The sequence below is a fragment of the Mangrovibacter plantisponsor genome (assembly GCF_003182475.1).
Taxonomy (GTDB): domain Bacteria; phylum Pseudomonadota; class Gammaproteobacteria; order Enterobacterales; family Enterobacteriaceae; genus Mangrovibacter; species Mangrovibacter plantisponsor.
On sequence record NZ_QGTS01000004.1, the window covers coordinates 169,898 to 195,533 of the forward strand.

The 25,636-nt window shown below is 52.2% G+C and carries 21 protein-coding genes and 1 other annotated feature; of the genes, 16 read left to right on the top strand and 5 right to left on the bottom strand.

What is annotated here, in order from left to right:
* Nucleotides 1-151: 151 nt before the first annotated feature.
* Entirely contained in the window at nt 152-1,576 is a 1,425-nt protein-coding gene (gene sbcB, locus DES37_RS07700) for an exodeoxyribonuclease I (RefSeq protein WP_110025431.1), read from the top strand.
* Between the two features lie 88 nt (nt 1,577-1,664).
* Here the strand turns inward: sbcB and DES37_RS07705 are convergent, their stop codons facing one another.
* Both DES37_RS07705 and DES37_RS07715 read right to left on the bottom strand, forming a co-directional pair.
* Nucleotides 1,665-3,014 (bottom strand): APC family permease, encoded by a 1,350-nt coding sequence (locus DES37_RS07705; RefSeq protein ID WP_110025432.1) that lies wholly within the window; start codon nt 3,012-3,014, stop codon nt 1,665-1,667.
* A 362-nt stretch (nt 3,015-3,376) separates the two neighbouring features.
* Nucleotides 3,377-4,201, bottom strand: coding sequence for an SDR family oxidoreductase (locus DES37_RS07715; RefSeq protein WP_036107990.1), 825 nt, complete (start codon nt 4,199-4,201; stop codon nt 3,377-3,379).
* 350 nt (nt 4,202-4,551) lie between these two features.
* Between DES37_RS07715 and hisL the strand changes: the two genes are divergently transcribed.
* The 15 genes from hisL to DES37_RS07795 all read left to right on the top strand — a co-directional run bounded on the left by hisL (nt 4,552) and on the right by DES37_RS07795 (nt 21,609).
* Nucleotides 4,552-4,602 (top strand): his operon leader peptide, encoded by a 51-nt coding sequence (gene hisL / locus DES37_RS07720; protein WP_110025554.1) that lies wholly within the window; start codon nt 4,552-4,554, stop codon nt 4,600-4,602.
* Nucleotides 4,578-4,702, top strand: a sequence feature (His leader region). Its footprint overlaps the gene before it by 25 nt.
* Before the next feature lie 45 nt (nt 4,703-4,747).
* The gene (gene hisG, locus DES37_RS07725; protein ID WP_036107987.1) at nt 4,748-5,647 is read left to right on the top strand and encodes an ATP phosphoribosyltransferase; all 900 of its coding nucleotides are present in this window, start codon (nt 4,748-4,750) and stop codon (nt 5,645-5,647) included.
* Between the two features lie 5 nt (nt 5,648-5,652).
* Nucleotides 5,653-6,969, top strand: coding sequence for a histidinol dehydrogenase (gene hisD / locus DES37_RS07730; protein ID WP_110025555.1), 1,317 nt, complete (start codon nt 5,653-5,655; stop codon nt 6,967-6,969).
* A 10-nt stretch (nt 6,970-6,979) separates the two neighbouring features.
* Nucleotides 6,980-8,065: a histidinol-phosphate transaminase gene (gene hisC, locus DES37_RS07735; protein ID WP_036107984.1), complete on the top strand. Its 1,086-nt coding sequence runs from the start codon at nt 6,980-6,982 to the stop codon at nt 8,063-8,065.
* Between the two features lie 2 nt (nt 8,066-8,067).
* Nucleotides 8,068-9,135, top strand: a complete 1,068-nt coding sequence (gene hisB / locus DES37_RS07740) for a bifunctional histidinol-phosphatase/imidazoleglycerol-phosphate dehydratase HisB (protein ID WP_110025434.1) — start codon at nt 8,068-8,070, stop codon at nt 9,133-9,135.
* Entirely contained in the window at nt 9,135-9,725 is a 591-nt protein-coding gene (gene hisH / locus DES37_RS07745) for an imidazole glycerol phosphate synthase subunit HisH (RefSeq protein WP_036107980.1), read from the top strand. The genes hisB and hisH overlap by 1 nt, the downstream gene beginning before the upstream one ends.
* Nucleotides 9,726-9,730: 5 nt before the next feature.
* Entirely contained in the window at nt 9,731-10,468 is a 738-nt protein-coding gene (hisA, locus tag DES37_RS07750) for a 1-(5-phosphoribosyl)-5-[(5-phosphoribosylamino)methylideneamino]imidazole-4-carboxamide isomerase (RefSeq protein ID WP_036107977.1), read from the top strand.
* The gene (gene hisF, locus DES37_RS07755) at nt 10,450-11,226 is read left to right on the top strand and encodes an imidazole glycerol phosphate synthase subunit HisF (RefSeq protein WP_036107976.1); all 777 of its coding nucleotides are present in this window, start codon (nt 10,450-10,452) and stop codon (nt 11,224-11,226) included. The genes hisA and hisF overlap by 19 nt, the downstream gene beginning before the upstream one ends.
* Entirely contained in the window at nt 11,220-11,831 is a 612-nt protein-coding gene (gene hisIE / locus DES37_RS07760; RefSeq protein ID WP_036107974.1) for a bifunctional phosphoribosyl-AMP cyclohydrolase/phosphoribosyl-ATP diphosphatase HisIE, read from the top strand. The genes hisF and hisIE overlap by 7 nt, the downstream gene beginning before the upstream one ends.
* Before the next feature lie 336 nt (nt 11,832-12,167).
* A complete protein-coding gene (locus DES37_RS07770) occupies nt 12,168-14,705 on the top strand; it encodes a type VI secretion system Vgr family protein (protein WP_110025436.1) in 2,538 nt (845 codons plus the stop codon).
* On the top strand, nt 14,702-16,855 hold the full coding sequence (locus tag DES37_RS07775; protein ID WP_110025437.1) for a T6SS effector phospholipase Tle3 domain-containing protein: 2,154 nt from the start codon (nt 14,702-14,704) through the stop codon (nt 16,853-16,855). The genes DES37_RS07770 and DES37_RS07775 overlap by 4 nt, the downstream gene beginning before the upstream one ends.
* The gene (locus DES37_RS07780) at nt 16,852-17,580 is read left to right on the top strand and encodes a T6SS immunity protein Tli3 family protein (RefSeq protein WP_245930030.1); all 729 of its coding nucleotides are present in this window, start codon (nt 16,852-16,854) and stop codon (nt 17,578-17,580) included. Before DES37_RS07775 ends, DES37_RS07780 begins: the two co-directional genes overlap by 4 nt.
* A 73-nt stretch (nt 17,581-17,653) precedes the next feature.
* Nucleotides 17,654-17,914 carry a PAAR domain-containing protein gene (locus DES37_RS07785; RefSeq protein ID WP_110025438.1) on the top strand — a complete coding sequence of 87 codons (261 nt, stop codon included), beginning with the start codon at nt 17,654-17,656 and terminating at the stop codon, nt 17,912-17,914.
* Nucleotides 17,915-19,342 carry a hypothetical protein gene (locus DES37_RS07790; RefSeq protein ID WP_110025439.1) on the top strand — a complete coding sequence of 476 codons (1,428 nt, stop codon included), beginning with the start codon at nt 17,915-17,917 and terminating at the stop codon, nt 19,340-19,342.
* Between the two features lie 266 nt (nt 19,343-19,608).
* Nucleotides 19,609-21,609 carry a methyl-accepting chemotaxis protein gene (locus DES37_RS07795; RefSeq protein ID WP_110025440.1) on the top strand — a complete coding sequence of 667 codons (2,001 nt, stop codon included), beginning with the start codon at nt 19,609-19,611 and terminating at the stop codon, nt 21,607-21,609.
* Here the strand turns inward: DES37_RS07795 and DES37_RS25630 are convergent.
* The 3 genes from DES37_RS25630 to rutR all read right to left on the bottom strand — a co-directional run bounded on the left by DES37_RS25630 (nt 21,564) and on the right by rutR (nt 25,520).
* The gene (locus DES37_RS25630) at nt 21,564-21,827 is read right to left on the bottom strand and encodes a hypothetical protein (protein WP_170123746.1); all 264 of its coding nucleotides are present in this window, start codon (nt 21,825-21,827) and stop codon (nt 21,564-21,566) included. The two genes, DES37_RS07795 and DES37_RS25630, sit on opposite strands and share 46 nt — an antisense overlap.
* 52 nt (nt 21,828-21,879) lie before the next feature.
* Complete coding sequence (locus DES37_RS07800; protein WP_110025441.1) at nt 21,880-24,486, bottom strand: bifunctional diguanylate cyclase/phosphodiesterase; 2,607 nt, start codon at nt 24,484-24,486, stop codon at nt 21,880-21,882.
* A gap of 395 nt (nt 24,487-24,881) precedes the next feature.
* Complete coding sequence (rutR, locus tag DES37_RS07805; RefSeq protein ID WP_110025442.1) at nt 24,882-25,520, bottom strand: HTH-type transcriptional regulator RutR; 639 nt, start codon at nt 25,518-25,520, stop codon at nt 24,882-24,884.
* Nucleotides 25,521-25,636: the final 116 nt, after the last annotated feature.

The window sequence follows — 25,636 nt, forward strand, 5'->3', positions numbered from 1 at the left end:
TGCAGTTCGTCTTGTTATGTTCCATGCACTTGAAAAGCCTCGGCTCTCAGCACAAAAAACAGGCTGTCTGCCGGATAGCGGTGGTCATCACGACGTTAACTCGCCATAATTCATGGTTAACTGTATTGACCGAAGATGGACACTACCTGCAATGACTGACGCCGCTCAACCAACCTTCCTGTTCCATGATTACGAAACCTTCGGCACGCACCCGGCGCTGGACAAGCCAGCGCAGTTCGCAGCAATACGCACAGACAGCGATTTCAACCCCATTGGTGAACCGGAAGTGTTCTTCTGCCAGCCGGCTGATGACTACCTGCCTCAACCCGGCGCAGTAATGGTTACCGGAATTACACCACAGCAGGCGCGGGAACAGGGTGAAAATGAGGCACTGTTTGCCCGGCGTATTCACGACATTTTCACCGTGCCAAAAACCTGTATCGTGGGCTACAACAACGTCCGTTTTGATGACGAAGTCACCCGCAATATTTTCTACCGTAACTTCTATGACCCTTATGCATGGAGCTGGCAAAACGGCAATTCACGCTGGGATTTGCTGGATGTTATGCGCGCCTGCTATGCCCTGCGCCCGGAAGGCATTAACTGGCCAGAAAATGAAGACGGGCTGCCCAGTTTTCGCCTGGAGCACCTGACTGCCGCCAATGGCATTGAACACAGTAATGCGCACGATGCCATGGCTGATGTCTGGGCAACCATCGCCATGGCACAACTGGTAAAAAAACATCAGCCACGGTTGTTTGATTACCTGTGGCAGTACCGCAGCAAACAAAAGCTGATGACGCTGATTGATATTCCCAAAATGTCACCCCTGGTGCATGTTTCTGGTATGTTCGGTGCCAGCCGGGGCAATACCAGTTGGGTTGCCCCACTGGCATGGCACCCGGACAACCGCAACGCGGTGATTATGGTGGATCTGGCTGCTGATGTTTCGCCGTTACTGGAGTTGGATGCAGATACCCTGCGTGAGCGGTTATATACCCCGAAAGCAGAACTGGGTGCTAACCTGCCCGTGCCGGTTAAACTGGTACACCTGAATAAATGCCCGGTTCTGGCGCAGGCTCGTACATTACGCCCGGAAGACGCGCAACGGCTGAATATTGACCGGGAGCTGTGCCTGTCAAACCTGCGCGTGCTACAGGCCAACCCGGACGTGCGGGAGAAAGTGGTGGCATTGTTTGCCGGTGCAGCGCCTTTTACCCCACCAGAAAATGTCGATGCCCAACTCTACAACGGCTTTTTCAGTGATGCAGACCGCAATGGCATGAAGATTATTCAGGAAACCGAGCCGAAAAATTTACCGGCGCTGGATATTACTTTTGGCGACCCAAGAATTGAAAAACTGTTGTTTAACTACCGCGCGCGCAACTTCCCCGGCACCCTGGATGAAGCCGAACAACAGCGCTGGCTGGCACATCGCCGCGAGGTGTTCTCTCCAGAAAACCTGGAGCACTATGCCAGTGAGCTGGCGCAACTCTGGCAACAGTACGAAGGCCCGGCAGACAAACAGCAACTGCTGAAAGCACTCTACCAATATGTGCAGGAACTGGTGAACTGATAGCTCAGGCAGGGTAAGCCATAAACAATAACGGCCCCAGTGCAGCAACACTGGGGCCATTTATTATTGCAGGTGAGTCAGGTTAATCTCAGGCAATATCTTCGTATTGTGGCACTGGATTACGGAAGACACGGGTCACGCAGGCCAGGTAAATCAGACCGGCAGCCGCCCAAATCAGGCCGAGGATCATGGAGCTTTCTTCCAGATTTACCCACAACGCCCCAACAGTAAGAGCACCCAGTACTGGCAGAAGCAGGTACTGGAAGTGGTCTTTCAGTGTCTTGTTACGTTTTTCACGGATCCAGAACTGTGAAATCACCGACAGGTTAACAAAGGTAAACGCCACCAGCGCACCAAAGTTAATCAATGCAGTTGCTGTTTCCAGGTCAAATTTAATCGCTAAAAGTGCAATCGCGCCCACTAACAGAACGTTCATTGCCGGTGTGCGCCATACCGGGTGCAGGTAACCGAAGAAACGCGACGGGAATGCGCCATCACGCCCCATCACGTACATCAGGCGGGAAACACCGGCATGCGCCGCCATCCCAGATGCCAGTACGGTAACAGTAGAGAATACCACCACACCAAACTGGAAGCCTTTACCGGCAACCGCCAGCATGATGTCTGGCTGGGTCGCTTCTTCTGCAATACGCGGGAACCACAGTTGCAGGAAGTAAGACACCACGATAAACACCACACCACCAATCAGTGCAGTCAGGAAAATCGCTTTCGGAATGACGCGGTCAGCATCTTTGGTTTCTTCAGACAGTGAACTGATACCGTCGAAGCCCAGGAAAGAGAAACACAGAATTGTCGCACCGGTAATCATCGGCACTACGTGTGCATTGCTGTTCCAGAACGGCTGGCTGCTGGTTAGTGTAGCTGCGCCCTGGCCGTGGAATACACCATAAATTAATACCCCGGTGATTACAGCCATCAGCGACAGCTGAAGCGCAACAATCACGGTATTAAAGTTAGCCACTGCCTTGATGCTGCGCAGGTTGGAGATAGTCATGAAACCTACCAACAGCACAACGAAAATCCAGGAAGGAATACTGGGCACCAGCGCCTCAAAATAGATCTTCGCCAGCAGGATGTTGATCATCGGCATAAACAGATAATCCAGCAGTGAAGACCAGCCCACCATAAACCCAACCACCGGGCTGATAGACTTTTGCGCATAAGTATAGGCGCTGCCCGCAGACGGGAAGCGGCGCACCAGTTTGCCGTAGCTCAGCGCGGTAAACAGAATAGCAATTAATGCAAAGGCATAAGCCGTGGCGACGTGACCATCGGTTTTCGCCGATACGATACCAAACGTATCAAACAGGGTCATAGGCTGCATATACGCCAGACCCATCATAATTACAGGGATCAGGGTAAGCGTTTTACGCAAGCCCACACGAGGGGTTGCACCTGGAGTGACGTTATGCGACATGAGCGTTACCTCTTACGGCGTGAGCCATCGCAAAAGCAATAAATTGCCCCATATTGGTATCCTTGAGCGACACGACGGTCGAAATCTGAAAGTGACTATCTATCCGGAACGAAGCCCGGCCTCTTATTTAAACGAAGTGTTTTTTATGCAAAAAAATAACCGACGTGAAATAAACGTCGGCTAATCATCATTTTTACAGGGCGCGTATTCTGCACATTGCGGAGTGTAAAATCAAGCTGACAAAGCACTGACAATAGGTGAAAACGCACTTTCGGTTCAGGGGGGTGTTTAGCGGGCAACTGGCCCGCTGGCTATATTACCGTAACACAATGATAATAAATGATTTTAAATGCCACATAAAATTACTCTACTGGCATAACAAACGGGTCCGCCCAAATGTATTCGAACCCCAGTTCATTACAGATTCGGTTACCGTCCACTTTCTTGCCGCCAGGTTGCCCTGGTTCATCAGTAAATAGTGGCCCAACCACACCCAGCTTTTCAGCCATCATGGGGTAATACTCGCGTTTGGTGGGGTGTGAAGGTGCGCACAGGTTATAGACATGCCCACCTTTTGGGGCTCGCAACAGCAGGCTGATTGCTGCCACCACATCTTCCAGATGCACCAGATTTACCACATTGTTGCCACCTGATACCGTTTTCCCGGCCAGGAAACGCCCCGGGTGGCGTTGTGGCCCCACCAGGCCTGCCAGGCGTAAAATATCCACCGACGTTCCGGGCAAATTATGCAACCAGCGTTCAAGCTCCTGTAACGCCCTGCCACTTGCCGTAGACGGATTTAACGGTGTGGTTTCTTTAACGATGCCGTCAACATCACCATATACCGAGGTTGAGCTGGTAAACAAAATACGGGGTACATGGCGTGCCAAGGCACTGTCTACCAGTTCCTGAACTGCAGTAAGGTAGAAGTTATCCCCCGGCCCTGTTCGCCGGGCGGGTAACGTAATAACCAGCGCATCGACATCCAGCAGTTCATCCAGCGCATCGTTATCGCAGGTTAATCCAGGCTCAAGTTGGAGCTGACAGCAACTGACACCACACATGCGCGCCGCTTCCACGCCATCCTGTGACGTTTTACTGCCCTTCACTTCCCACCCTTGCGCCATAAGGGACAATGCCAAAGGCATTCCCAGCCAGCCCAGACCGACAATGGCGACCTTTTTCATACCTGCTCTCCTTAACGGTGTTCACATCTTGGGTATTAATCAGGGTTTTCCTGGTACGCTATCAGCTTATTGTGCAGTGTTAGCGCTGTGCCAGTTACCCGGCGCATATTACTTAATCCCTTGCAAGCTTAATCCTGGCATTATGGATTAAACCTGCCCGGATTGCCCTGATAGCGTAATCCAGCCCTGATAACATAATCATAGTACTACGCTACGCCTGTCGCGGGTTACCAACAATGTCAGGATGAAAATGAAAGTTCTTAATCTTGTAAAAAAGGGCTTGCGTTCAGCCCTTAACCTGGTTTACGGTAAGTACCACTTAATGAATAGTCATTCATACAGAGAATTTTATGAAAAGCGTTCAATTTAAACACCACCATCATCACCATCATCCTGACTAGTCTTTCAGGCGATGTGTGCTGGAAGACATTCAGATCTTCCAGTGGTGCATGAACGCAATGAAAAGCCCCCGGAAGGTCACACTTCCGGGGGCTTTTTTATTACGTTTTTCGGGCAGAGTTAAACAGGTTAAGAGGTAACAACATAATGTTAGATAATTCACGTTTACGCATAGCTATTCAAAAATCAGGCCGTTTAAGTGATGACTCACGCGAACTGCTCGCCCGTTGCGGCATTAAGGTGAACCTGCACACACAACGCCTGATCGCACTGGCTGAGAATATGCCTATCGATATTCTGCGTGTACGCGATGACGATATCCCGGGCCTGATTATGGATGGCGTTGTTGACCTGGGGATTATTGGTGAAAATGTGCTGGAAGAAGAATTGCTGACTCGCCGGGCACAAGGTGAGGACCCGCGTTACTTCACACTGCGCCGCCTCGATTTCGGCGGTTGCCGCCTTTCGCTGGCTCTGCCGGTTGATGAAACCTGGGATGGCCCGGCTGCCCTGAATAACAAACGTATCGCCACGTCTTACCCGCACCTGCTCAAACGTTATCTCGACCAAAAAAATGTTCAGTTCAAATCCTGCTTATTGAATGGTTCCGTTGAAGTTGCTCCCCGTGCCGGCCTTGCCGATGCCATTTGTGACCTGGTATCTACCGGAGCAACGCTTGAAGCAAACGGCCTGCGTGAAGTGGAAGTGATTTACCGCTCCAAAGCCTGCCTGATTCAGCGTGATGGCGAAATGGATAGCGCCAAACAACAGTTAATTGACCGCCTGATGACCCGTATTCAGGGTGTGATTCAGGCCCGCGAATCCAAATACATCATGATGCACGCGCCAAGCGACCGCCTGGAAGAAGTGATTGCCCTGCTGCCAGGTGCTGAGCGCCCCACCATTCTGCCGCTGGCTGGCGACAAACAGCGTGTTGCCATGCACATGGTCAGCAGCGAAACCCTGTTCTGGGAAACCATGGAAAAACTGAAAGTGCTGGGTGCCAGCTCCATTCTTGTCCTGCCCATTGAAAAAATGATGGAGTAATGACCATGAGCCGCTTCGATACCCTGATTGACTGGAATACGTGCGATGCTGAACAACAGCGCGCACTGTTGATGCGCCCGGCAATTTCTGCCTCTGACAGCATCACCCGCACCGTGAGCGAAATCCTCGATAACGTTAAAAATCGTGGTGATGATGCCTTACGCGAATACAGCGCCCGCTTTGATAAAACCGCCGTCAGTGAATTGCGCGTCAGCGAAGCTGAGATTGATGCTGCAGTGGCACGCCTGGGTGATGACGTTAAACAGGCAATGGCTGTAGCGGTCAAAAACATTGAAACCTTCCACCGTGCCCAGCAACTGGCAACGGTTGATATCGAAACATTGCCAGGCGTGCGTTGCCAGCAAGTCACCCGCCCGGTTGCGGCGGTTGGCCTCTACATTCCTGGTGGTTCAGCGCCTTTGTTTTCAACAGTATTAATGCTGGCAACCCCGGCACGTATTGCCGGTTGCCGCCGGGTGGTGTTGTGTTCCCCGCCACCCATTGCTGATGAAATACTCTATGCAGCGCGCCTGTGCGGTGTAAAAGAAGTTTTCCAGGCCGGTGGGGCGCAGGCCATTGCTGCACTGGCATTCGGTACCGAAACGGTACCTGCGGTGGATAAAATCTTTGGCCCGGGCAACGCGTTTGTTACCGAAGCCAAACGCCAGGTCAGCCAGCGGCTTGATGGTGCAGCCATTGATATGCCTGCCGGGCCTTCAGAAGTGCTGGTCATTGCCGACAGTGGTGCCAACCCGGATTTTGTTGCCTCTGACCTGCTTTCTCAGGCAGAGCACGGCCCGGATTCACAAGTTATTTTGCTGACACCCGACAGTGATATCGCCAGCCGTGTGGCACAAGCTGTTGAGCGCCAGTTGACTGAATTGCCTCGGGCAGAAACTGCCCGCCAGGCGTTGTCAGCAAGCCGCCTGATTGTGGCGCGCGACCTTGCCCAGTGCGTAGAAATATCCAATTTATATGGCCCGGAACACTTAATTATTCAAACCCGTGAAGCACGCAGCCTGGTTGATGACATCACCAGCGCCGGTTCAGTGTTCCTGGGCGACTGGTCACCAGAATCTGCCGGTGATTATGCTTCCGGAACCAACCATGTGTTGCCCACATACGGCTATACCGCCACCTGCTCAAGCCTTGGCCTGGCAGATTTTCAAAAACGTATGACGGTACAGGAACTGTCGCCGCAAGGGTTTGCCAGCCTGGCACAAACCATTGAAACACTGGCTGCAGCGGAACAATTAACCGCACACAAAAATGCCGTGACATTGCGTGTTGCCGCACTGGCGCAAAACAACAAACAGGGTTGAGGGAAACACAATGAGCAGCAAGTCTATTGAAGCACTGGCACGGGAAAATGTTCGCCAGTTAACACCTTACCAGTCAGCCCGCCGGTTAGGCGGCAAAGGTGATGTCTGGCTGAATGCCAACGAATACCCTACAGCGGTACCTTTCGAACTGACTCAGCAAACCCTGAACCGTTACCCGGAATGCCAGCCTGAAGCGGTTATCACTCGCTATGCCGCTTACGCCGGGCTGAATAAAGACCAGGTGCTGGTTAACCGCGGAGCCGATGAAGGTATTGAACTGGTGGTGCGGGCATTTTGTGAGCCAGGCCAGGACGCCATTATGATTTGCCCGCCCACCTATGGTATGTACAGTGTGAGTGCAGAAACCATTGGTGTGGAATGCCGCAAAGTTCCGACTCTCGCCAACTGGCAGCTTGACCTGCCCGCCATGCAGGCACAACTGGATGGCGTGAAAGTGGTGTTTGTGTGCAGCCCGAACAACCCGACCGGCCAGGTGATTAACCCGGAAGACCTGAAATCGCTGCTGGAAATGACCCGTGACCGCGCCATTGTGGTTGCCGATGAAGCCTATATTGAGTTTTGCCCACAAGCCACACTGACCACCTGGTTGCAGGATTACCCGCACCTGGTTGTACTGCGCACCCTGTCAAAAGCGTTTGCTCTGGCCGGGTTACGTTGTGGCTTTACACTCGCCAACAAACCCGTTATCGACCTGCTGTTAAAAGTTATTGCGCCCTATCCGCTGAGCACACCGGTTGCTGATATTGCAGCCCAGGCATTAAGTGAAGCGGGTTTAACCGCCATGCGTGGCCGGGTGGCAGAAATTTTACGCAACCGGCGTGAACTGGTTAGTGCATTACAGGCGCTGCCGGGTGTAGAACAAGTCTACCCTTCAGACACTAACTATGTGTTATTCAAGTTAAGTGAGTGCAGTGTTGTCTTTAAATCCCTGTGGGATCAAGGCATTATTTTACGTGACCAAAGTAAACAACCTGGTCTTGGCGGTTGCCTGCGTATCACTATTGGCACTGAAGCCGAATGCCAGCGTGTTGTTACCGCCCTGAACGCATTGTCAGCCAGCATCACAGCGGAGTAAGTATGAGCCAGAAGTATCTTTTTATTGACCGGGACGGCACCCTGATTACCGAACCGCCGGAAGATTTCCAGGTGGACAGCTATGCCAAACTCGCCTTTGAGCCCGGTGTTATTCCGGCGCTGTTGCAACTGCAAAAAGCAGGCTGGCAGTTAGTGATGGTCACCAACCAGGATGGCCTTGGTACCAGCAGCTACCCACAGGCAGACTTCGATGGCCCGCACAACCTGATGATGCAGGTTCTTAGCTCACAGGGCGTAAAATTCGAAGACGTTCTTATCTGCCCGCATTTCCAGCAGGACAACTGTGCCTGCCGGAAACCCAAAACTGGGCTGGTTGAAAAATACCTGGCTCGCGGGGTAATGGATGCCGCCAACAGCTATGTAATTGGTGACCGCGCAACCGATATCGCACTGGCAAACAATATGGGCATTCAGGGGCTGCAATATGCGCCAGATAACCTCAACTGGGCCGATATCTGCACCAAACTTACCCAGCGCGACCGCTACGCGCGGGTTGAGCGTAATACCCGGGAAACCCAAATTGACGTACAAGTGTGGCTGGACCGCGAAGGTGAAAGCACCATCAACACGGGCGTGGGTTTCTTCGACCATATGCTGGACCAGATTGCCACCCACGGCGGGTTCCGTTTATCCGTTAAAGTCCATGGCGACCTGCACATTGACGACCACCATACCGTTGAAGATACCGGTCTGGCCTTAGGTGAAGCACTGCGTGTGGCACTGGGCGACAAACGTGGTATTGCGCGCTTTGGTTTCGTGCTGCCCATGGATGAATGCCTGGCCCGCTGTGCAATGGATATCTCTGGCCGCCCGCACCTGGAATATAAAGCCGAATTCAATTACCAGCGCGTGGGCGACCTGAGCACCGAAATGGTCGAGCACTTCTTCCGTTCGCTCTCTTATACCATGGGCGTGACATTGCACCTGAAAACCAAAGGTAAAAATGATCACCACCGCGTTGAAAGCCTGTTCAAGGCCTTTGGCCGCACGCTGCGCCAGGCCATTCGCGTGGAAGGGGATACACTGCCTTCATCAAAAGGAGTGTTGTAATGAATGTCGTCATTATTGATACCGGGTGTGCCAACCTGTCGTCTGTCCGCTCTGCAGTACAACGCCTGGGCTATGAGCCAGCCATCAGTAAAGATGCGGATGTTATCCGCCAGGCAGATAAACTGATCCTGCCCGGCGTGGGTACTGCTCAGGCCGCCATGGACCAGTTGCGTGAACGCGACCTGGTAGAACTGGTGAAAACCGCCACTCAACCCTTGCTGGGGGTTTGCCTGGGAATGCAGTTGCTCGGCACCGCCAGTGATGAAAATAACGGCGTGGAAACTCTGGGGCTGGTTGACCAGCCGGTACTTAAAATGAAGGATGCTGGCTTGCCCTTGCCTCACATGGGCTGGAACAAGGTTTACCCTAAAGCCGGTGACCGTCTGTTTCGTGGCATCGAACCAGGTGCCTGGTTTTACTTTGTTCACAGTTATGCGATGCCCGTATGCGCCAACACCATTGCACAATGCAGTTACGGCGAAGCCTTCACCGCCGCCGTGCAAAAAGACAACTTCTTCGGCGTGCAGTTTCACCCCGAACGTTCTGGTTCCGCCGGTGCGCAGTTGCTGAAAAACTTTCTGGAGATGTAAGCGAGATGATTATTCCCGCACTGGATTTAATTGATGGCAAAGTGGTTCGTCTGCATCAGGGCGATTACGGTCAGCAGCGCGACTACGGCAGCGATCCACTGCCCCGCCTGCAGGCCTACGCGGGTATGGGTGCGCAAGTGTTGCACCTGGTTGATTTAACCGGCGCAAAAGACCCGGCGAAACGCCAGATTCCTTTACTGCAAAACCTGCTGGCAGGTGTTGATGTTCCGGTTCAGGTTGGTGGTGGTGTGCGCAGCGAAGATGATGTAGCCGCCCTGCTGGACGCTGGCGCAACCCGGGTAGTGGTAGGCTCAACCGCCGTAAAATCCCCAGAAACGGTTGAGCAATGGTTCACTAAATTCGGCGCTGATGCGCTGGTGCTGGCTCTGGATGTGCGCATTGACGGCCAGGGTAACAAGCAGGTTGCGGTCAGTGGCTGGCAGGAAACCTCTGGCCAGTCTCTGGAGAATGTTGTCGAGCGCTTTCTGCCTTTTGGCCTGAAACATGTACTGTGCACCGATATTTCCCGTGACGGTACCCTGGCAGGTTCTAATGTCGGCCTGTACCGTGATGTGTGCGCACATTACCCGCAAGTGGCCTTTCAGGCTTCTGGCGGCATTGGCGGTCTGGCAGATATCGCCGCTTTGCGCGGCAGTGGTGTGGAAGGTGTGATTGTTGGCCGCGCCCTGCTGGAAGGTAAATTTACCGTAACGGAGGCAATCGAATGCTGGCAAAACGGATAATACCCTGCCTGGACGTACGAGACGGCCAGGTGGTAAAAGGTGTGCAGTTCCGCAACCATGAAATTATTGGCGATATTGTCCCCCTGGCCCAGCGCTATGCAGCCGAAGGCGCAGATGAGCTGGTTTTTTATGATATCACCGCGTCCAGTGATGGCCGTGTGGTCGATAAAAGCTGGGTAGCCAAAGTTGCAGAAGTCATCGACATTCCATTTTGTGTGGCTGGCGGCATTAAGTCTCTGGAAGACGCGGCACGGATTCTGTCGTTCGGGGCAGATAAAATTTCAATTAATTCCCCGGCACTGGCAGACCCGGCACTGATTACTCGCCTGGCAGACCGCTTTGGCGTTCAGTGTATTGTGGTGGGTGTGGACACCTGGTTTGACAGTGAAACCGGGAAATACCATGTTAACCAGTATACTGGCGATGAAAGCCGTACCCGCGTCACCCAATGGGAAACACTGGACTGGGTGCAGGAAGTGCAAAAACTCGGCGCGGGCGAAATTGTCCTGAATATGATGAACCAGGACGGTGTGCGTAATGGCTACGACCTGGTTCAGTTGAAAAAAGTGCGCGAGGTCTGCCATGTTCCGCTGATTGCTTCTGGCGGTGCCGGCACAATGGAACATTTCCTCGAAGCATTTCGTGACGCTAACGTGGATGGTGCGCTCGCCGCCTCCGTGTTTCATAAGCAGTTAATCAATATTGGTGAACTGAAAGCGTATCTGGCGCAGCAAGGTGTGGAGATTCGAGTGTGTTAACAGAACAACAACGTGCGCAACTGGACTGGGAAAAAACCGATGGCCTGTTACCGGTTATCGTGCAGCACGCCGTATCCGGTGAAGTCCTGATGCTGGGTTATATGAACCAGGAAGCGCTGGCGCAAACAGAGCAAAATGGCAAAGTGACTTTCTGGTCACGCACTAAACAACGCTTGTGGACCAAAGGCGAAACCTCCGGCCATTTTCTCAATGTGGTAAGTATTACCGCTGACTGCGACAACGACACCCTGTTGGTAATGGCTAACCCCATCGGCCCCACCTGCCACAAAGGGACGTCCAGCTGTTTCGGCGATACCCACCATCAGTGGCATTTTCTGTACGAGCTGGAAAGCCTGCTGGCAGAGCGCAAACACGCGGACCCGGCCAGCTCTTACACAGCAAAACTTTATGCCAGCGGCACCAAGCGCATTGCCCAGAAAGTGGGTGAAGAAGGTGTGGAAACCGCGCTGGCCGCCACCGTGCATGATAAACATGAACTGACGAATGAGGCATCTGACCTGATGTACCACTTGCTGGTTCTGTTGCAGGATCAGGAGCTGGATTTAGGCACCGTGATTGATAACCTGAAATCACGGCATAAATAATCTCTGCTGTTTTCCATGCACAATAAAACGCCGCAGCTGTGGCGTTTTATTGTGCTGAACAAACAACCTTGCAAAAAACATGTTGAATACAGGTGCCCGTATTCATAATACGGCTAATAGTATAATAATAAACAAACCGCTCCATTATAAAATTATTAACAGCCTGCCATTTTCATTAAAAATAAAACACCTAACCAACGCACACGCTTCCTGGCCTCTGGCGGATTTGTTATTTTTTCCTGATGAACAACCATATAAATAACGTATTTACCGCTGTTTTTTCCTGGCTTACTCTCCGCCCAACTTTCACGAGCGCGATTATCATGGAAAGCTCAGATGGCAGACATTCCCCAGAAGCACCAACAAATTCAGGCAGACACTCTCAACCGTTATTTACTGCTATTTAAACGTACCACCATAGAAACAGATATAGAGTCATTTACCGGGCAGGAAGCGCTGAGTGAGTCGTTTCATTATACAGTCCGTTTTACCTCACCCGAAAAAGATATTCCTGCAGATAACATCATGATGCAGCCAGCCATATTTGTTATACGCCGCCCTAACCCGGATTATTCACGTTACCTGCCAAACCAACCCAAATGGGAATGTCTGCGGGAAATACATGGCATTATTACCACTTTTTCACGCCTGGCAACCAATAAAGATGAATCTTGTTATGAAGCCACAATTGAGCACCCGCTGGTATTACTGCGGCATTCCCGCCGCTACGCTATTTACCAACAAGTTTCGGTGCCAGAGGTTGTTACCCGTATTTTAAAATCCCATGGCCTTCACGGTTATGAAATTAACATGGATAACCTGCTATGGCGTTATCCACAGCGGGAAATGATTGTCCAGTGGGGAGAAACAGACTACGACTTTGTGCTGCGGCTATTATCAGAAACCGGTATCTGGTTCCGGTTTGAGCCTCATGAAAAAGTTGAAAATGTGACAGTTATTGTCTTTAGCGACAGTCTGAAAATGTATATCAGAGGCCATACCATTCAGGCGCTTCCTGAAGCCGGGTTGGTGGGCAACACCTTAACTATTCGCGATATGGTAAGCCATGCACAGGTAACCCCGCGCGCCGCTCACAGCCGTAATTATTACTACCACAATAAAGAAGAACCCTTCCCGGAATCCACCGCAGACCAGGGGCGCGAAGCCCCCTTTACGGTGGGCTGCGATTACCAGTATGGCGACAACACCCAATCAATGGGCGACCGCTATGCGGTGGCACCCGGTGAAGTGGCAGAGAGCGCATGGTTCTATGCCCGTATTCGCCACGAACGCCATTTATGTGCGCGTGTGCAGTTGCATGCCACAGCAGACGACCCGGCAATTTTGCCAGGAATGCTGGTGCAGATAACGGGGGATACACCGCAGGTATTTGAGCCTGGTTTTCTGGTTACCTCACTGGTCTGCCAGGGTGGGCGCGGGCACGGTTTCCAGGCGAAATTGTCCGGTATGCCCAAAAACAACTTAGTGGTATGGCGGCCCGCATATCGCCCTCGCCCGGTGATTACCGGTACTGTTCCGGCACGGGTTTCAGGCTCAAAACGCAACGACCAACTGGCCCGGCCGGATAAATTTGGCCGTTATAAAGTGAAATTTAGTTTTGACCGTGATGAATGGCATAAAGGTGAAGAAAGTATGCCCGTACGCCTGGCCCGAATTTACGCCGGTGACCAATATGGTATTCACTTCCCACTGCTCGATAACATGGAAGTTGCGGTTGCTTTTGAAGGCGGCGACCCCGAGCGCCCGTATATCGCCCATGTGTTGCATAACGCTTTTAATCCCGACGTGGTTAACTACACCAACAGTACCCGCAATGTTATTCGCACCCATGGCAAGAACAAATTGCGCATGGAAGATAAAAAGGGTGAGCAACATATCAAACTGGCTACTGAGCCGGGTAAATCGCAACTCAACCTGGGGCGAATGGTGGATGCTGAGCGCAAGCCGCGGGGAGAAGGTGCAGAATTGCGTACCGATAACCATACCGCAATTCGCTCCGCAAAAGGCATCTTACTGACCACGGCTTCCCAACCGGGTGCAAAGGGTAAGCAACTGGATATGGCGGAGACCATCCGGCAACTGGAGCAGGCCCTTGTTCTGGCGCGCAGTCTGCAAGGGAGTGCGCAACAGGCAGGTAGCGATACCGTAGATACAGGCTCTCAGCAAGAAGCAAACCAGGCGCTGCAACACCTCAACCAACCGGGAATTGTCGCCTGGGGCGATGCGGGGATCACCCAGGTCACCCCCAAAAACCTGCAACTTTCTGCGGGTAAAGATGCCATCGTTACCGCCGAAAACCATGGCAGTATCAATATTCTGAAAACACTTTCTCTTGCCGCAGGCCAGGGGATTTCCGCTTTTGTGCGTAAAGCTGGAATTAAGCTTATTGCGGCCAGCGGTAATCTTAATTTCCAGGCGCAGCGTGGCACGTTATCTGCGCTGTCCGAGCAGAATATGCAACTTACCAGCAGCAAGGGCGAACTCCAACTCAGCGCCAAAAATGGCATATTCCTCCACAGTGGTGGGGGCGGGATACGTATTCACCCTAACGGCAGTGTTGAAATATTTTCGCCTGTCAGCATAGACCAGAAATCCCCCACACTGGCGTGGCACCCAGGGGATACCACCAAACTGGTCGCGCCTGCTTTCAGCCCGGGAGCGTTAGGGCGCAAGGTGCAATTGTGTTGTGCTGGGGAGCCGGGGCAAGTGCTGGTAAACCAGGCGTTCAGAATAAAAAGAGCCGACGGCTCGGTGGTTGAAGGGAAAACCGATGCCAACGGGCACTCGCCACTCCTTTCTCTTACCGAAACAGAAGCCTGCGTTGTTTCACTCAAACGGGAAGCCAAACAATGAGTACGCATAAGGATAATGCCAGCCCGGTTTACAACAACCATGAACTGGGGAACTTTATTGGTGTGCCGGTTGAAACCAGCGGTGCCATGCTGGTGCAGCAATTTACAGCGGGCCGGCCACTGCCCTGTATTGTGATTCTGGTTCATGGGGTAAACGACACGGGTGAAGCCTACCAGCACCAGGAAAAAGGCATTGTTGCCGGGCTGAATACCCGCCTTGCACGCAATGATCTGCATATTCACCAATGGGGGGAACTTGGCGGGCAGACCGACTTGAGCAACCCGCCGCAGCGTATTACCGGCAGTGGCCGTTCACCTGTCATCCCTTTTCACTGGGGCTACCGTCCGGTTGACCACGCCACCTGGCTTGAAGACCAGCGCCGTTACCGGGAAGAAGTGCGTAAACTGGGGCCGGACGCCATGCTGCCTTATGATGCCTGGCTGGAAAATGATGCCAAACGCCTGAAAAAACTGAATCCTGAAGGGCGCGGTTTTCTTAACGACAACTTTGGCAATGTTCTTAACCTTGCCGGGGCAAAAGACGGCGGCACCTTTGCCAACGCCACGACTTGCCTGCCCGATATGCTGGGCCCTGGTGCTGGCGGTGTTGCCACCTGGCTTGCTGGTGGGTACAGCCGCCACTCAAAATTTAACCACAATGATTTCACCCACCCGATTTACCAAAACCCGCACCGCATTTACCAGTTTTTTGCCGCCCAGCGCCTGGCAGATTTAATCCTGGCAATCCGCGGTAATAAAGATACTGAGTTTGATACAATCAATATTGTGGCGCACAGCCAGGGCACCCTGCTGGCAATGCTGGCCAATATGCTGGTAAAGCGGGCAGACAGAACCCCTGCAGACTGTGTGATTCTGTGCCATTCGCCCTACTCCCTTGAACAACGCTTTATGGAAAACCGCCTGCCCGGCCGCCAGCAGACCACCCGCGCCCGCCAGCAAACCTTCGCCAACTTCTGCAACATGATGGCCACTAACCCGAAATATTCCCCGGACGGGCGCTACGCCCCGGATTTTCTCCAGTCCATGGTCAATGACGGCACACTGGGGCTTAACCACCGCTGGCACAGCGACCCACGCCACAGCCGGAATAACTTTGGCCGGGTATATAACTATTTTTGCCCGGACGACGGCACGGTTTCACTTATCAATGTGCAGGGCATGGGCTGGCGTGGCATTCCGGACACCCTTGCCCGCAAGCACCCCAATCTGTTCCAGCGCGTCTTCAGCCAGCGCTACCCTGTGGGCGGGAACCCGGCGCAGGCACCGTTTGAAAAACTCCCTGAACAGCCCGGCGATTTTATCTACGACAGTTGGCCCACCAATGCCAGTTACCCATGGAACAGTGAGGTCACCGTTAACGGTGATGCCCTGCCTGAAGTGTTCACCTTTACCCTGATGGGCCATACCCCCGATGAAGGCAGGCAACGCTACCACAGCGGTATTGGGCGCGAAGACCGCTACATTGACTATTCTGCCCGGTCATACAGCCTGGTCTGGCAGGTAAAAGAGAACCGCAAGGTTATCAATTTGTACGGCCAACCACCCCGCCCCGGGCAGAAACTGACCGATAAAGAGATAGCGGGTATTAACGCTCATTACCAAACCACCTTTACCTCGGGTTATGTGGGTGGCAACCCACAGCATAGGGAGTATGTGCTGTTTCGTAATAAAACCGATGAAGAGATTGACCAGATGGAAAAATATGGCGACCCGGTAAAACTGAGCCAGCACTCCTCAATAGTGATGAGCCCGGATGTACCCGAAAAAGTTATGGCCTGGGACCTGGCAATAGGCAACTGCATGGCCTTTGAAGACCCGGATTTCTGGCAACGCCTGATTCGCCAGGCAGACTGGCGGCACTGGAATAACCCGGATGAATTTACCAGGGAATATTATAAAACGGGTGAATTAAATATAGACAAGACTAAAATCTACATGAACAAGCCTGATGCAATATTACCCACAGGTGAGTTTGGTGTTGTTAATGAATATGCACCCGCAGAGCGCACAGAACCCCCACGCCACCCACAAGACCCGCACCCACAAGTTACCCCCCTGCCCCAGTGGGATATGCCCGCCCCAGCGGGTACCCCATTGCCCAATGCCAACCACAGATGGAACAAACCATGAACCCGGTTAAAAAAAGAGTATTACGGCGCAGCCTGTTAGCGCTACTGGCCTGCGGGTTACTCGCCGCCTGCCACCCACGCCAGCCACCGGTGCAGGTGGTGTACCGCTTCGATGAGCACCGCTGGCTGGAGCTTAAAGGCTGGCACTGTGAAGGTGAACTGTGGTTTATTGACCAGCAGCGGGGCATTCGCAGTGAAGTCAAACCCCAGTTTTATCGTATTTTTACCAAACCCTATATCAATGCCTCTGAACGCTATATCGCCATTCCCTCCTGGCGCACGAAAGGTGTGATGAGTATTTCTAAAGACTACGGGCGTACATGGCAAAACTCGTCTGTCAATGGTGCTGAAGATGACGGTACCACCAGCCCCTCTTATGATGACATCGTCTCACTTACCGTGGTTAATGATCAGGGCTTCCTGCTGACCAGACAGGGCCGGATTTATATGTCCTCCCACCCCTTTGATGACCCCAGGCTGGCGCCCGGCGGCCCCGGTATTGATTACACCATTATGTTTCGTGGCCAACCCCGTCAGCGCCATACCTCACCGCAATTCCCGGGACCAGGGTGGGGCCTTGAATATATCGATCCGCCACGGGTGCTTCACAAGCTGGTTATCCAATATAAAACCAACTTCCAGAACCTGCCGGAAGCCATTCCGGAAGTGAAAGATTACCGCGGCTGGACACATATGCGCTGCGATTTGGGTGCCGGGCTGAAATAGTACTTAAACGCTTTTCAACGAAACCAGATTTCTTTCAAATCATTAACAAACACACTTATAAAGGGATTTTCAGATGATTCGACAACGTGTTATTCGCCTGGGCGATAAACTCAGCAGAGGTGGCTCCGTTACCCAGGCCAGCGGTGCACTCTTTGGCGGAATACCTGTTGCGCTGGCGGGCGATCAGGCATTGTGTGCCATTCACGGCCCAACCATTGTTGCAGAAGGTTACCCGGGATGGCTGATGAATGGCCGCCTTGTCGCCGTTGAACCATGCCATACACAATGTGGTTGTTCCCTCATCTCTTCCTTAGCCGATGCCGGGGTATGCTGAATGATATACTTACGTCATCCTTTACCCGAAAACCCTTATCCCAGTGCGGATACGCTTCATTTCCCTCACAAAACAGCCTGGATTACGGTACTGTGCACCACCATCGTTGTGCTGGTACTCGGTTTAACAACACTGGATGAAACAACGCTTACCTTATCCAGGTTGGTGCAAAAAACCGTGCTACTCCCGTTTCTTTCCGGGGCTCTGGTTATAAGCCTGTTTCTCTGTGCCTGTTTATTCAGAAAACTACGGCACTGGAACCGTGACTCGCTTTATGAACAGCATCGTATATGGTGGAAAGACAAAACATCTGAGGCGATACAAATCGCTGAGCACGCTTCTCTTTTCCCGGTAGATAATGCAACACTAAAAATACTGAATCTGGAAGGAGAAATGCCCGCCAGTAAAGACATTCCCCGAAAACTACCTGTCGCGCCAGATGAACATAATGGCCTTAGCCGCCTCCAGCAGGCATTGTCATTACTCCTGAAAAAACTGTCGTTTTCTGCAGTGCAACAGCCTGAAGCACTAAGTGAAGTATGGTTGTTTATTCGCCATGGCAATGAAGAGGTATTTCAGGATGCCATCACACTGTTCAGCCAATATTACCCACAGTTTCACAAGGTGACTTTCCACACCGAGGCGACCACTCCTGACAGAAACATGCTGGATAAGTGGATAGCAGATGGTTTCAAGGGTTTCAGACTACTGATTATGCTGGAGCTCCACACTGAACCAGAAGATGAATTTTGTGAGCACGGTACAGCCTTCTTGTTCTGCTGGAATGAGCAAGTGGCATCACAGCATGTCCCGGTCTGGTACTTTAGCAGTGTCACCAGCCCATTAAATACGTTAACAAAAACAGTACAAACACTGTTTACCACTGAACGGGTACCTTGCACTGAGTTACGCCGCCTGTGGCGCACCAACATCAATGGAGAAGGCAAATATTTACTGGAGGAGGCCATAAATGCCGCAGGGCTTCCCCCCGGTAGCCAAAAGTGGCATACCCTGCAACCTACTGACCAATGGAGTACGGGGTATTCCTGGCTTATGTTGGAATGGGCCGCCAGTGCGGTTCGCCATGGCCAACAAGGGCAGCTACTGGCGGCAGCGCCTTCACTCAGTGAAATCAATGTCACCCACCTGAGCAGCTATGTGCCTTACCATGAAACTGACTATGAGACGCGGGAAGCTCAAAGCTTTAAATATACCCTGTTCGCCTCGCTTTCAATGGGGTTATGTACCATTCTCGCCAGTAACTTATTGAGCTTCATCTTTTTAACAGGAACCGCGGAGGGAAATATATCTGATGCCTTGATTTTTAGTGTGTTAGCGTTCTATATCATCATATTGGTGGTAATTTTATTCAACGAGCTCAGGTACCAAAGACAACTATTCAGACAGCTGAAATTCTACTATTACTAAGCTAAGCCCAAAAGCCCGGTGACTCCCGGGCAACAAACCGCCCGTTATCTGCAAGCCCCGAACCACTTCCATAGAAAATACTTATACCTTGCATATTACCCTCAGGTTTATTGTGCCATTGCCGATAGCACTTCAGGATTCAATAAAAAAACCTGCATCACTACCCTGCATAACTTTCTGGCTCCCACCGGCACAGAAGCGCATTAGCCGTTTCTGGCCCCTGGCCGCTGTGCGCAAGTGTTCTATTTGAGTGTTAAGGAGTCTGTATGCGATTAATTCCGGCGCGTTTATCCGGGAAGTTGCTTTCCGGTGGTGTCATCATTCTGGCCGTCACAGTGCTGATTGTGTATTTCACCATGCAGTGGTTCGCCCGGCCGCGAATCATTGATGCCAGCAACGAACTGATTCTCCAGGCGGGAAATAACCTGACCGCCAATATTGACCAGCAACTGAAAAAGATTGAAGGCCAGGCCATCAGTATGGCCCGCCTGGCGGAACAACTTCCCCACCAGGATGCGCTCTACAAAGACGCATTACCGGGCATGATAGATGCCCAGCAAAACGACACCATTGCGGGCGGCGGTATCTGGCCAGAGCCAAATGCCTTCAGCGAAGGTGAGGCCCGGCACAGCTTTTTCTGGGCCCGGGGAAGTGACGGTAAGTTGACCTTTTCCAATGGCTATAACGACCCGTCCACTGCGGATTACCATAACGAAAGCTGGTACACCGCGGTGAAAAGCGCACCGGGGAACCAGTGTACCTGGTCTGAAGTTTACCAGGACCCGGTCTCTGGCGTGAATATGGTTACCTGCAGTGTGCCTTACCATAATGCAGCAGGCCAGTTTGCCGGGGTCGCCACCATTGATGTCCAGCTTGATAATCTCGGCGCCTACCTGCAAAAAAGCGGTACGGTGACAGGTGGCTATACCTTTGTACTGGACGCCACCAAACAACTTATTTTTTCTCCTGCCTCACATGAAAAACAGTTGATGTCGCTGGCACAACTGGCGGAAAAACAGCCCTGGCTCGCACCGGTCAATAACGCCGTTAACCAGTTTCACAATGAAGCCAGTGTTACCGCCGTGGCCAACCTGAAAGACCCGTTACTGGGTGAACATGCGCAGGTCAGCCTGTTCCGCATGAAAGGGACTGGCTGGGTCATCGGCCTGGTTACCCCGGATGCCAGAGTATCGGGCCTGGCCGCAACCATCACCCACGGTATTTTGTTGATTCTGGTTCCCGTTCTGGCTGTACTGATGCTGGGTTTCTGGGTAATCAGTAAAACTATTACACGCAGGCTGAATGCCACACAGCAGGCACTGCATGAAATTGCCCATGGCGATGGCGACCTGACCCGGCGGCTCGACGATAGCGGTGAAGATGAATTAGCGGGGATTGCACACGCCTTTAACCAGTTTGCCGATAAAATTGCCGGTGTGGTACGTAGCGCCCAAAGCACCAGTGAAATTGTCGCCCGGGGGGCAACCTCGCTGGCAGACAACAACAGTGGGCTGGCGGATAAAATCGCCGGCCAGGCTGCTGCTCTGGAAGAAAGTGCGGCAGCAATGGAGCAACTGAATGCCACCGTGCGCCAGAATGCCGACAACGTGCGTATTGCCGACCAACTGGCCGAAAAAACAGCGGGTACCGCACAGCAAAATGACCAGGTAATGAAGCAGGTTATCAGCTCCATGAATAATATCCGCCAGGCTTCTGGCCGGGTGGGTGAGATCCTGCGTGTTATTGATGACATTACCTTCCAGACTAATATTCTGGCACTGAACGCCTCGGTAGAAGCCGCCCGTGCGGGGGAACAAGGGCGCGGCTTTGCTGTTGTGGCGGGAGAAGTGAGGTTACTGGCACAACGCAGTGCCACAGCATCTCATGAAATAAAGGCTCTGATTGATGATTCTAACAACCATGTGTTAGCCGGAAGCCAGTTTATCGACAATGCAGGAAAACAACTGGCGCAACTGGTCAATGATGTGGACCAGGTGAAAAATATTATGGCGGAAATACGTGTTGCCGGAGATGAGCAAAGCAAAGGGATTGATGAAGTCACCCGGGCGGTCAGCCAGATGGAACAGACCGTAGCAGAAAACCTCACAACAATTAACCAGACCGCTCATAACACCGCACTGTTGCGCCAGGAAGCGCAGGAACTTGCCAGTGAAATAGCCGTGTTCCGTGTTAGTGAGCAGGTACAGGAAACACCAGTGGTTCAGATGAGGCCAGTGCAGGTATCTGCCCTGCCGGCACCAGTATAATCTGCCGGAATGGCACCGGATGGTGCCATTTCCTGTGCAGCGTTCACCGCACTTTTTATAGCAAGAGAGCCAGTCACCTGGCTCTCAGATTGATGAAAAAGAAGGGAAAAGCGTGGTTTTCCCTTCTTTTTAGTGAGCAGCCGAAAATCAATGAATTGATTTTCCTGGTTTTTATTGGGCGACACCCTCCCGCTCTGTGCGAAAATGAGTTTTGTCACCAGGCTCTCTTTATTTCTTTCAGAGCGTAAAAGCGCCCGATACTGGCAAAGATTAATTACCCTGTAAGCTGGCTATCATCTGGCGTTCATCCAGCCAGGCAAGCAATGCCTGTGGTGTCATTGGCCGGGCAAGCAAATACCCTTGTACTACCGGGTACCCCTGGTCACGCAGGCGGTTAAATTGCTCGCAAGTTTCCACCCCTTCTGCCACCACTGTGAGCCTGAGGCTTTCCCCAATGCCCATAATTGCTTTACTGAGGGAGCAGGCAATCTCATCGTTTTCCAGATCAGCCACAAAGCTGCGGTCCAGTTTCAGCTCACTAAACGGTAACCGGCGCAAATAACTCAGGCTGGAATAACCCGTACCAAAATCATCCATTGATAAGCGGACTCCCAGCGCATTGACCTCATTCAGGCATGTCACGGTATTAACGTTGCTGTCCAGCAGAACACTTTCTGTCAGTTCCAGTGTGAGGTGATGAGGCTCCAGCCCATGTTTTTCGAGGATCCTTGCCACGGTATCTGGCAATGACAGGTCATGAAAACTGGTGGAAGAGAGATTAACCGAGACCGCCGGTACGGGAATACCCTGAGCCTGCCACTCAGCAAGCTGTGCACAGGCTGCATCCATCGCCCAGAGACCTAACGCGGCAATCAGCCCGCACTCCTGAGCCAGGGGAATAAAACGCGAAGGCGGCACCATACCAAACTCAGGGTGATACCAGCGAGCCAGCGCTTCAACACCATATATACTGTTATCACTGAGTGTAATTTGTGGCTGGTAATAGAGCTGCAACCCGCCCTGTTTTACAGCCTGGCGCAGAGCGCTCTCCAGCCGCATACGCTCCTGGGCTGTTTGCCCCATATCATTGCTGAAAAATGCCCACTGCCCACGGCCACAACTTTTAGCCTGAGACATCGCCAGGTCAGCATGCTGAATCAGCTCATCCACGGTTTTGCCATCGTTCGGGAACATGGCGATACCAATAGTTGCCGTGACTGACAGCGACGTGCCGGACAACTCCAGCGGCTCATGGAGTACCGCCTGCAAGCGGGATACCGCTTCCTGAACCTGGTCTTTGTCGCACTGTGGCATCACCACCAGGAATTCGTCCCCGGAAAGGCGACCTGCAATGTCCGTTACGCGTAATGCACATTGCAGGCGCTGTGCAACCTGTACCAGAACATCATCGCCTAACTGGTGGCTGAATGAGTCATTAATCTGCTTAAAGCGGTCCAGGTCAATAAAGAGCACGGCAACGGCTTCGTTGCGATGTGCTGCCGCTTCAATTTCCTGGTCCAGTTTAGCCTGTAACAAACTGCGGTTTGGCAGCCCGGTCAGGCTGTCGTAAAACGCCAGTTGGCTAATACGCTGGCGCGCATGTTCACGGGTCAGCGCCAGTGAACATAAGTGAGTTGAGACATCAATCAGATACTGGTGCAGCAGTGAGATGCGTTCGGTTAGCGGCTGGCGGAAATAAAAAGCAAAGGTGCCAATCACTTTACCCTGGTTATTACATACCGGTGTTGACCAGCAACCAACATACCCCAGCGGCAAGATATGCTCACGAAAAACTTCCCAACGAGGATCAGTGGCAATATCGGTGACCAGGACAGGGTGATTAAACCAGGCGGCAGAACCACAGGAACCCACATCAGGGCCAATCTGTAACCCTTCTATCTGGCGCGAGAAGGATTTTGCCATTCCGGGGCCTGCCAGAGGGAACAGACGCCCCTGGTTATCCAGTTCAAGAATGGTGGCTGTGATATCCGGGGCGATGCGCTCAACTTCATTACAAATCAACTCCAGCACATCGACCAGTGGGCGTTCCTGCACCAGCGCTTCCAGCACCTGTTGCTGCAGAGTTTCATAGATTTTACTGTGTGTGACACTGTGCACCATCCACACCTGGTGCGACACTTGCCGGGTCTGGGTATTCACTATTGGGTAGCAAACCAGCCTTACCCAATGCTGATGCTGGTTTTTGTCCTGAATCAGGTATTCGCCTTCCAGAGGCTCTCCGGCGCTAAGCTCACGGATAACCGCCTGGCGGGCAGACTCATCAATCCCGCCCAACAACAATTCAACCGGGTTCATCCCATTGAGCCCGTTAAGTTCCCAGCCCAGCAACTGTGTGAAACCTTTACTGACATAGCGAATATGGCCGTCACCATCACTCACCATCACAGCAGTGTGGATGACTTCGGTCACCTGGAATTGTTGGTACATCAGAGCGGGTTGTTCAAAATCGTGGCGGGTCTGGTCGGTTGCCGGGCGAACCAGCGCCAGTACGCCTGTTATCTTGCCACTCATGTCCGCGACCGGTACCCAGGTTACATCAACCCAGATAAGACGGCCTGTTTTGTGCAACGCAATAATCACGCCGGAGCCTGAAATACCGCGCATTAAATCCTGCCACAGCACAAGGTAGCGTGGGTGGCTGGCAAAATCAGGCAGGCAGAATTCGCTATGGTGACGCCCTATTACCTCTGCGGCCTGGTAGCCAAACAGATGTAATAAATTATCATTCACCTGGCGTACGCATCCATTGCCATCGAACTCAGCAATGGCAAGTACGTCATCAAGCGCTTGTAGCTGGCTCAATGCTGGCGTAACACCCTGCCCACTCGTTCCGGCATTGTGTATTTTTTCGTACATGGCATCAGCCCTTTCGTCTTGAAGCAAAACCGTCCTTCACCCGGACTGTTATCATCGGTTTTTATTCACCCATTGCTGCAACCTGGATTTACGGCTCAAGAGGGATGCACCGAAAGGTATTGGAAGTATCGGCACTAACTGCTGTTACTTTAGACAATGCTTCACAGTCTTTAGCTATCCCGCGGTAATAAAACTAAAGATAGTCCACATGATTAATAACTGTGGGAAAACAAGTAGGCACAAGGGAAATAGAGGAAGTACAATTGTGCTGACTCAACGGTTTTTGCGGGAAGAGTAACTGCATGCTCAGTATAACGGGGGAGCTGGCGCAAACTATATACTGAAATAGTTCCCTGGTAAGCTCGGTTACCACAGGTTTACCTGCCCCCAGGCCGTTAACGCACCCGAATGCCTTCGGTAATCATGCGCTGGACACCAGACACAGTCTCGGCAAAAAATTGCGGGTCACTGAGGTTTTTTCCGGTTACCGCCTCTATTTGCGTGGCAAAATCGGCATAGTGTTGGGTGGTGGCCCAAATCATAAAGACCAGGTGCTGTGGGTCAACGGGAGCCAGTTTTCCACTGGCAACCCAGTCGGCAATAATCGCGGATTTTTCATCCACCAGCTGTTTTAAATCACCCGATAACTCGGCCATTAATAATGGCGCACCCTGCAGCATTTCCAGGCAAAACAAGCGGGATGCCTGAGGGTAATCGCGGGAGACCTCAAGTTTTCTGCGAATGTAATCACCAATTGCGATCAGCGGCTCCTGGTCAGCGCTGAAAGCCTTGAAAGGCGCCAGCCAGATTTCCAGAATTTCTTTCAAAACTGCTATATAAAGCGCTTCTTTAGACGGGTAGTAATAGAGCATATTCGTCTTGGAAACACCGGCCTGTTCCGCCACCTGGTCAAGGCTTGTGCCATGAATACCATATTGAGAAAAAAGTGCTAACCCGGCGGCCAGAATTGCCTGTTTTTTTGCGGCGACCGCCCGGGAGCGCCGCCCTGTCGTTTTTACCGTTTCACCGGCCATATTTACTCTCCCTGCATGGATGCAGACAGCATAACAAAATCCGCTTCACCTCTCGACAAGCTTGACGAGCCTGCGCTCTGATGGTGCTTTTTTGTGCACCATTTTTGACCAAATAG

Coding starts and splice junctions, on each gene's coding strand:
- DES37_RS07775 (WP_110025437.1), top strand. CDS start 14,702: ATGAGTACGCATAAGGATAATGCCAGCCCGGTTTACAACAACCATGAA.
- hisA (WP_036107977.1), top strand. CDS start 9,731: ATGATTATTCCCGCACTGGATTTAATTGATGGCAAAGTGGTTCGTCTG.
- hisC (WP_036107984.1), top strand. CDS start 6,980: ATGAGCAGCAAGTCTATTGAAGCACTGGCACGGGAAAATGTTCGCCAG.
- DES37_RS07770 (WP_110025436.1), top strand. CDS start 12,168: ATGGCAGACATTCCCCAGAAGCACCAACAAATTCAGGCAGACACTCTC.
- hisD (WP_110025555.1), top strand. CDS start 5,653: ATGAGCCGCTTCGATACCCTGATTGACTGGAATACGTGCGATGCTGAA.
- DES37_RS07705 (WP_110025432.1), bottom strand. CDS start 3,014: ATGTCGCATAACGTCACTCCAGGTGCAACCCCTCGTGTGGGCTTGCGT.
- rutR (WP_110025442.1), bottom strand. CDS start 25,520: ATGGCCGGTGAAACGGTAAAAACGACAGGGCGGCGCTCCCGGGCGGTC.
- DES37_RS07780 (WP_245930030.1), top strand. CDS start 16,852: ATGAACCCGGTTAAAAAAAGAGTATTACGGCGCAGCCTGTTAGCGCTA.
- DES37_RS07795 (WP_110025440.1), top strand. CDS start 19,609: ATGCGATTAATTCCGGCGCGTTTATCCGGGAAGTTGCTTTCCGGTGGT.
- hisH (WP_036107980.1), top strand. CDS start 9,135: ATGAATGTCGTCATTATTGATACCGGGTGTGCCAACCTGTCGTCTGTC.
- DES37_RS07715 (WP_036107990.1), bottom strand. CDS start 4,201: ATGAAAAAGGTCGCCATTGTCGGTCTGGGCTGGCTGGGAATGCCTTTG.
- DES37_RS07785 (WP_110025438.1), top strand. CDS start 17,654: ATGATTCGACAACGTGTTATTCGCCTGGGCGATAAACTCAGCAGAGGT.
- hisG (WP_036107987.1), top strand. CDS start 4,748: ATGTTAGATAATTCACGTTTACGCATAGCTATTCAAAAATCAGGCCGT.
- hisF (WP_036107976.1), top strand. CDS start 10,450: ATGCTGGCAAAACGGATAATACCCTGCCTGGACGTACGAGACGGCCAG.
- DES37_RS07790 (WP_110025439.1), top strand. CDS start 17,915: ATGATATACTTACGTCATCCTTTACCCGAAAACCCTTATCCCAGTGCG.
- hisB (WP_110025434.1), top strand. CDS start 8,068: ATGAGCCAGAAGTATCTTTTTATTGACCGGGACGGCACCCTGATTACC.
- sbcB (WP_110025431.1), top strand. CDS start 152: ATGACTGACGCCGCTCAACCAACCTTCCTGTTCCATGATTACGAAACC.
- DES37_RS07800 (WP_110025441.1), bottom strand. CDS start 24,486: ATGTACGAAAAAATACACAATGCCGGAACGAGTGGGCAGGGTGTTACG.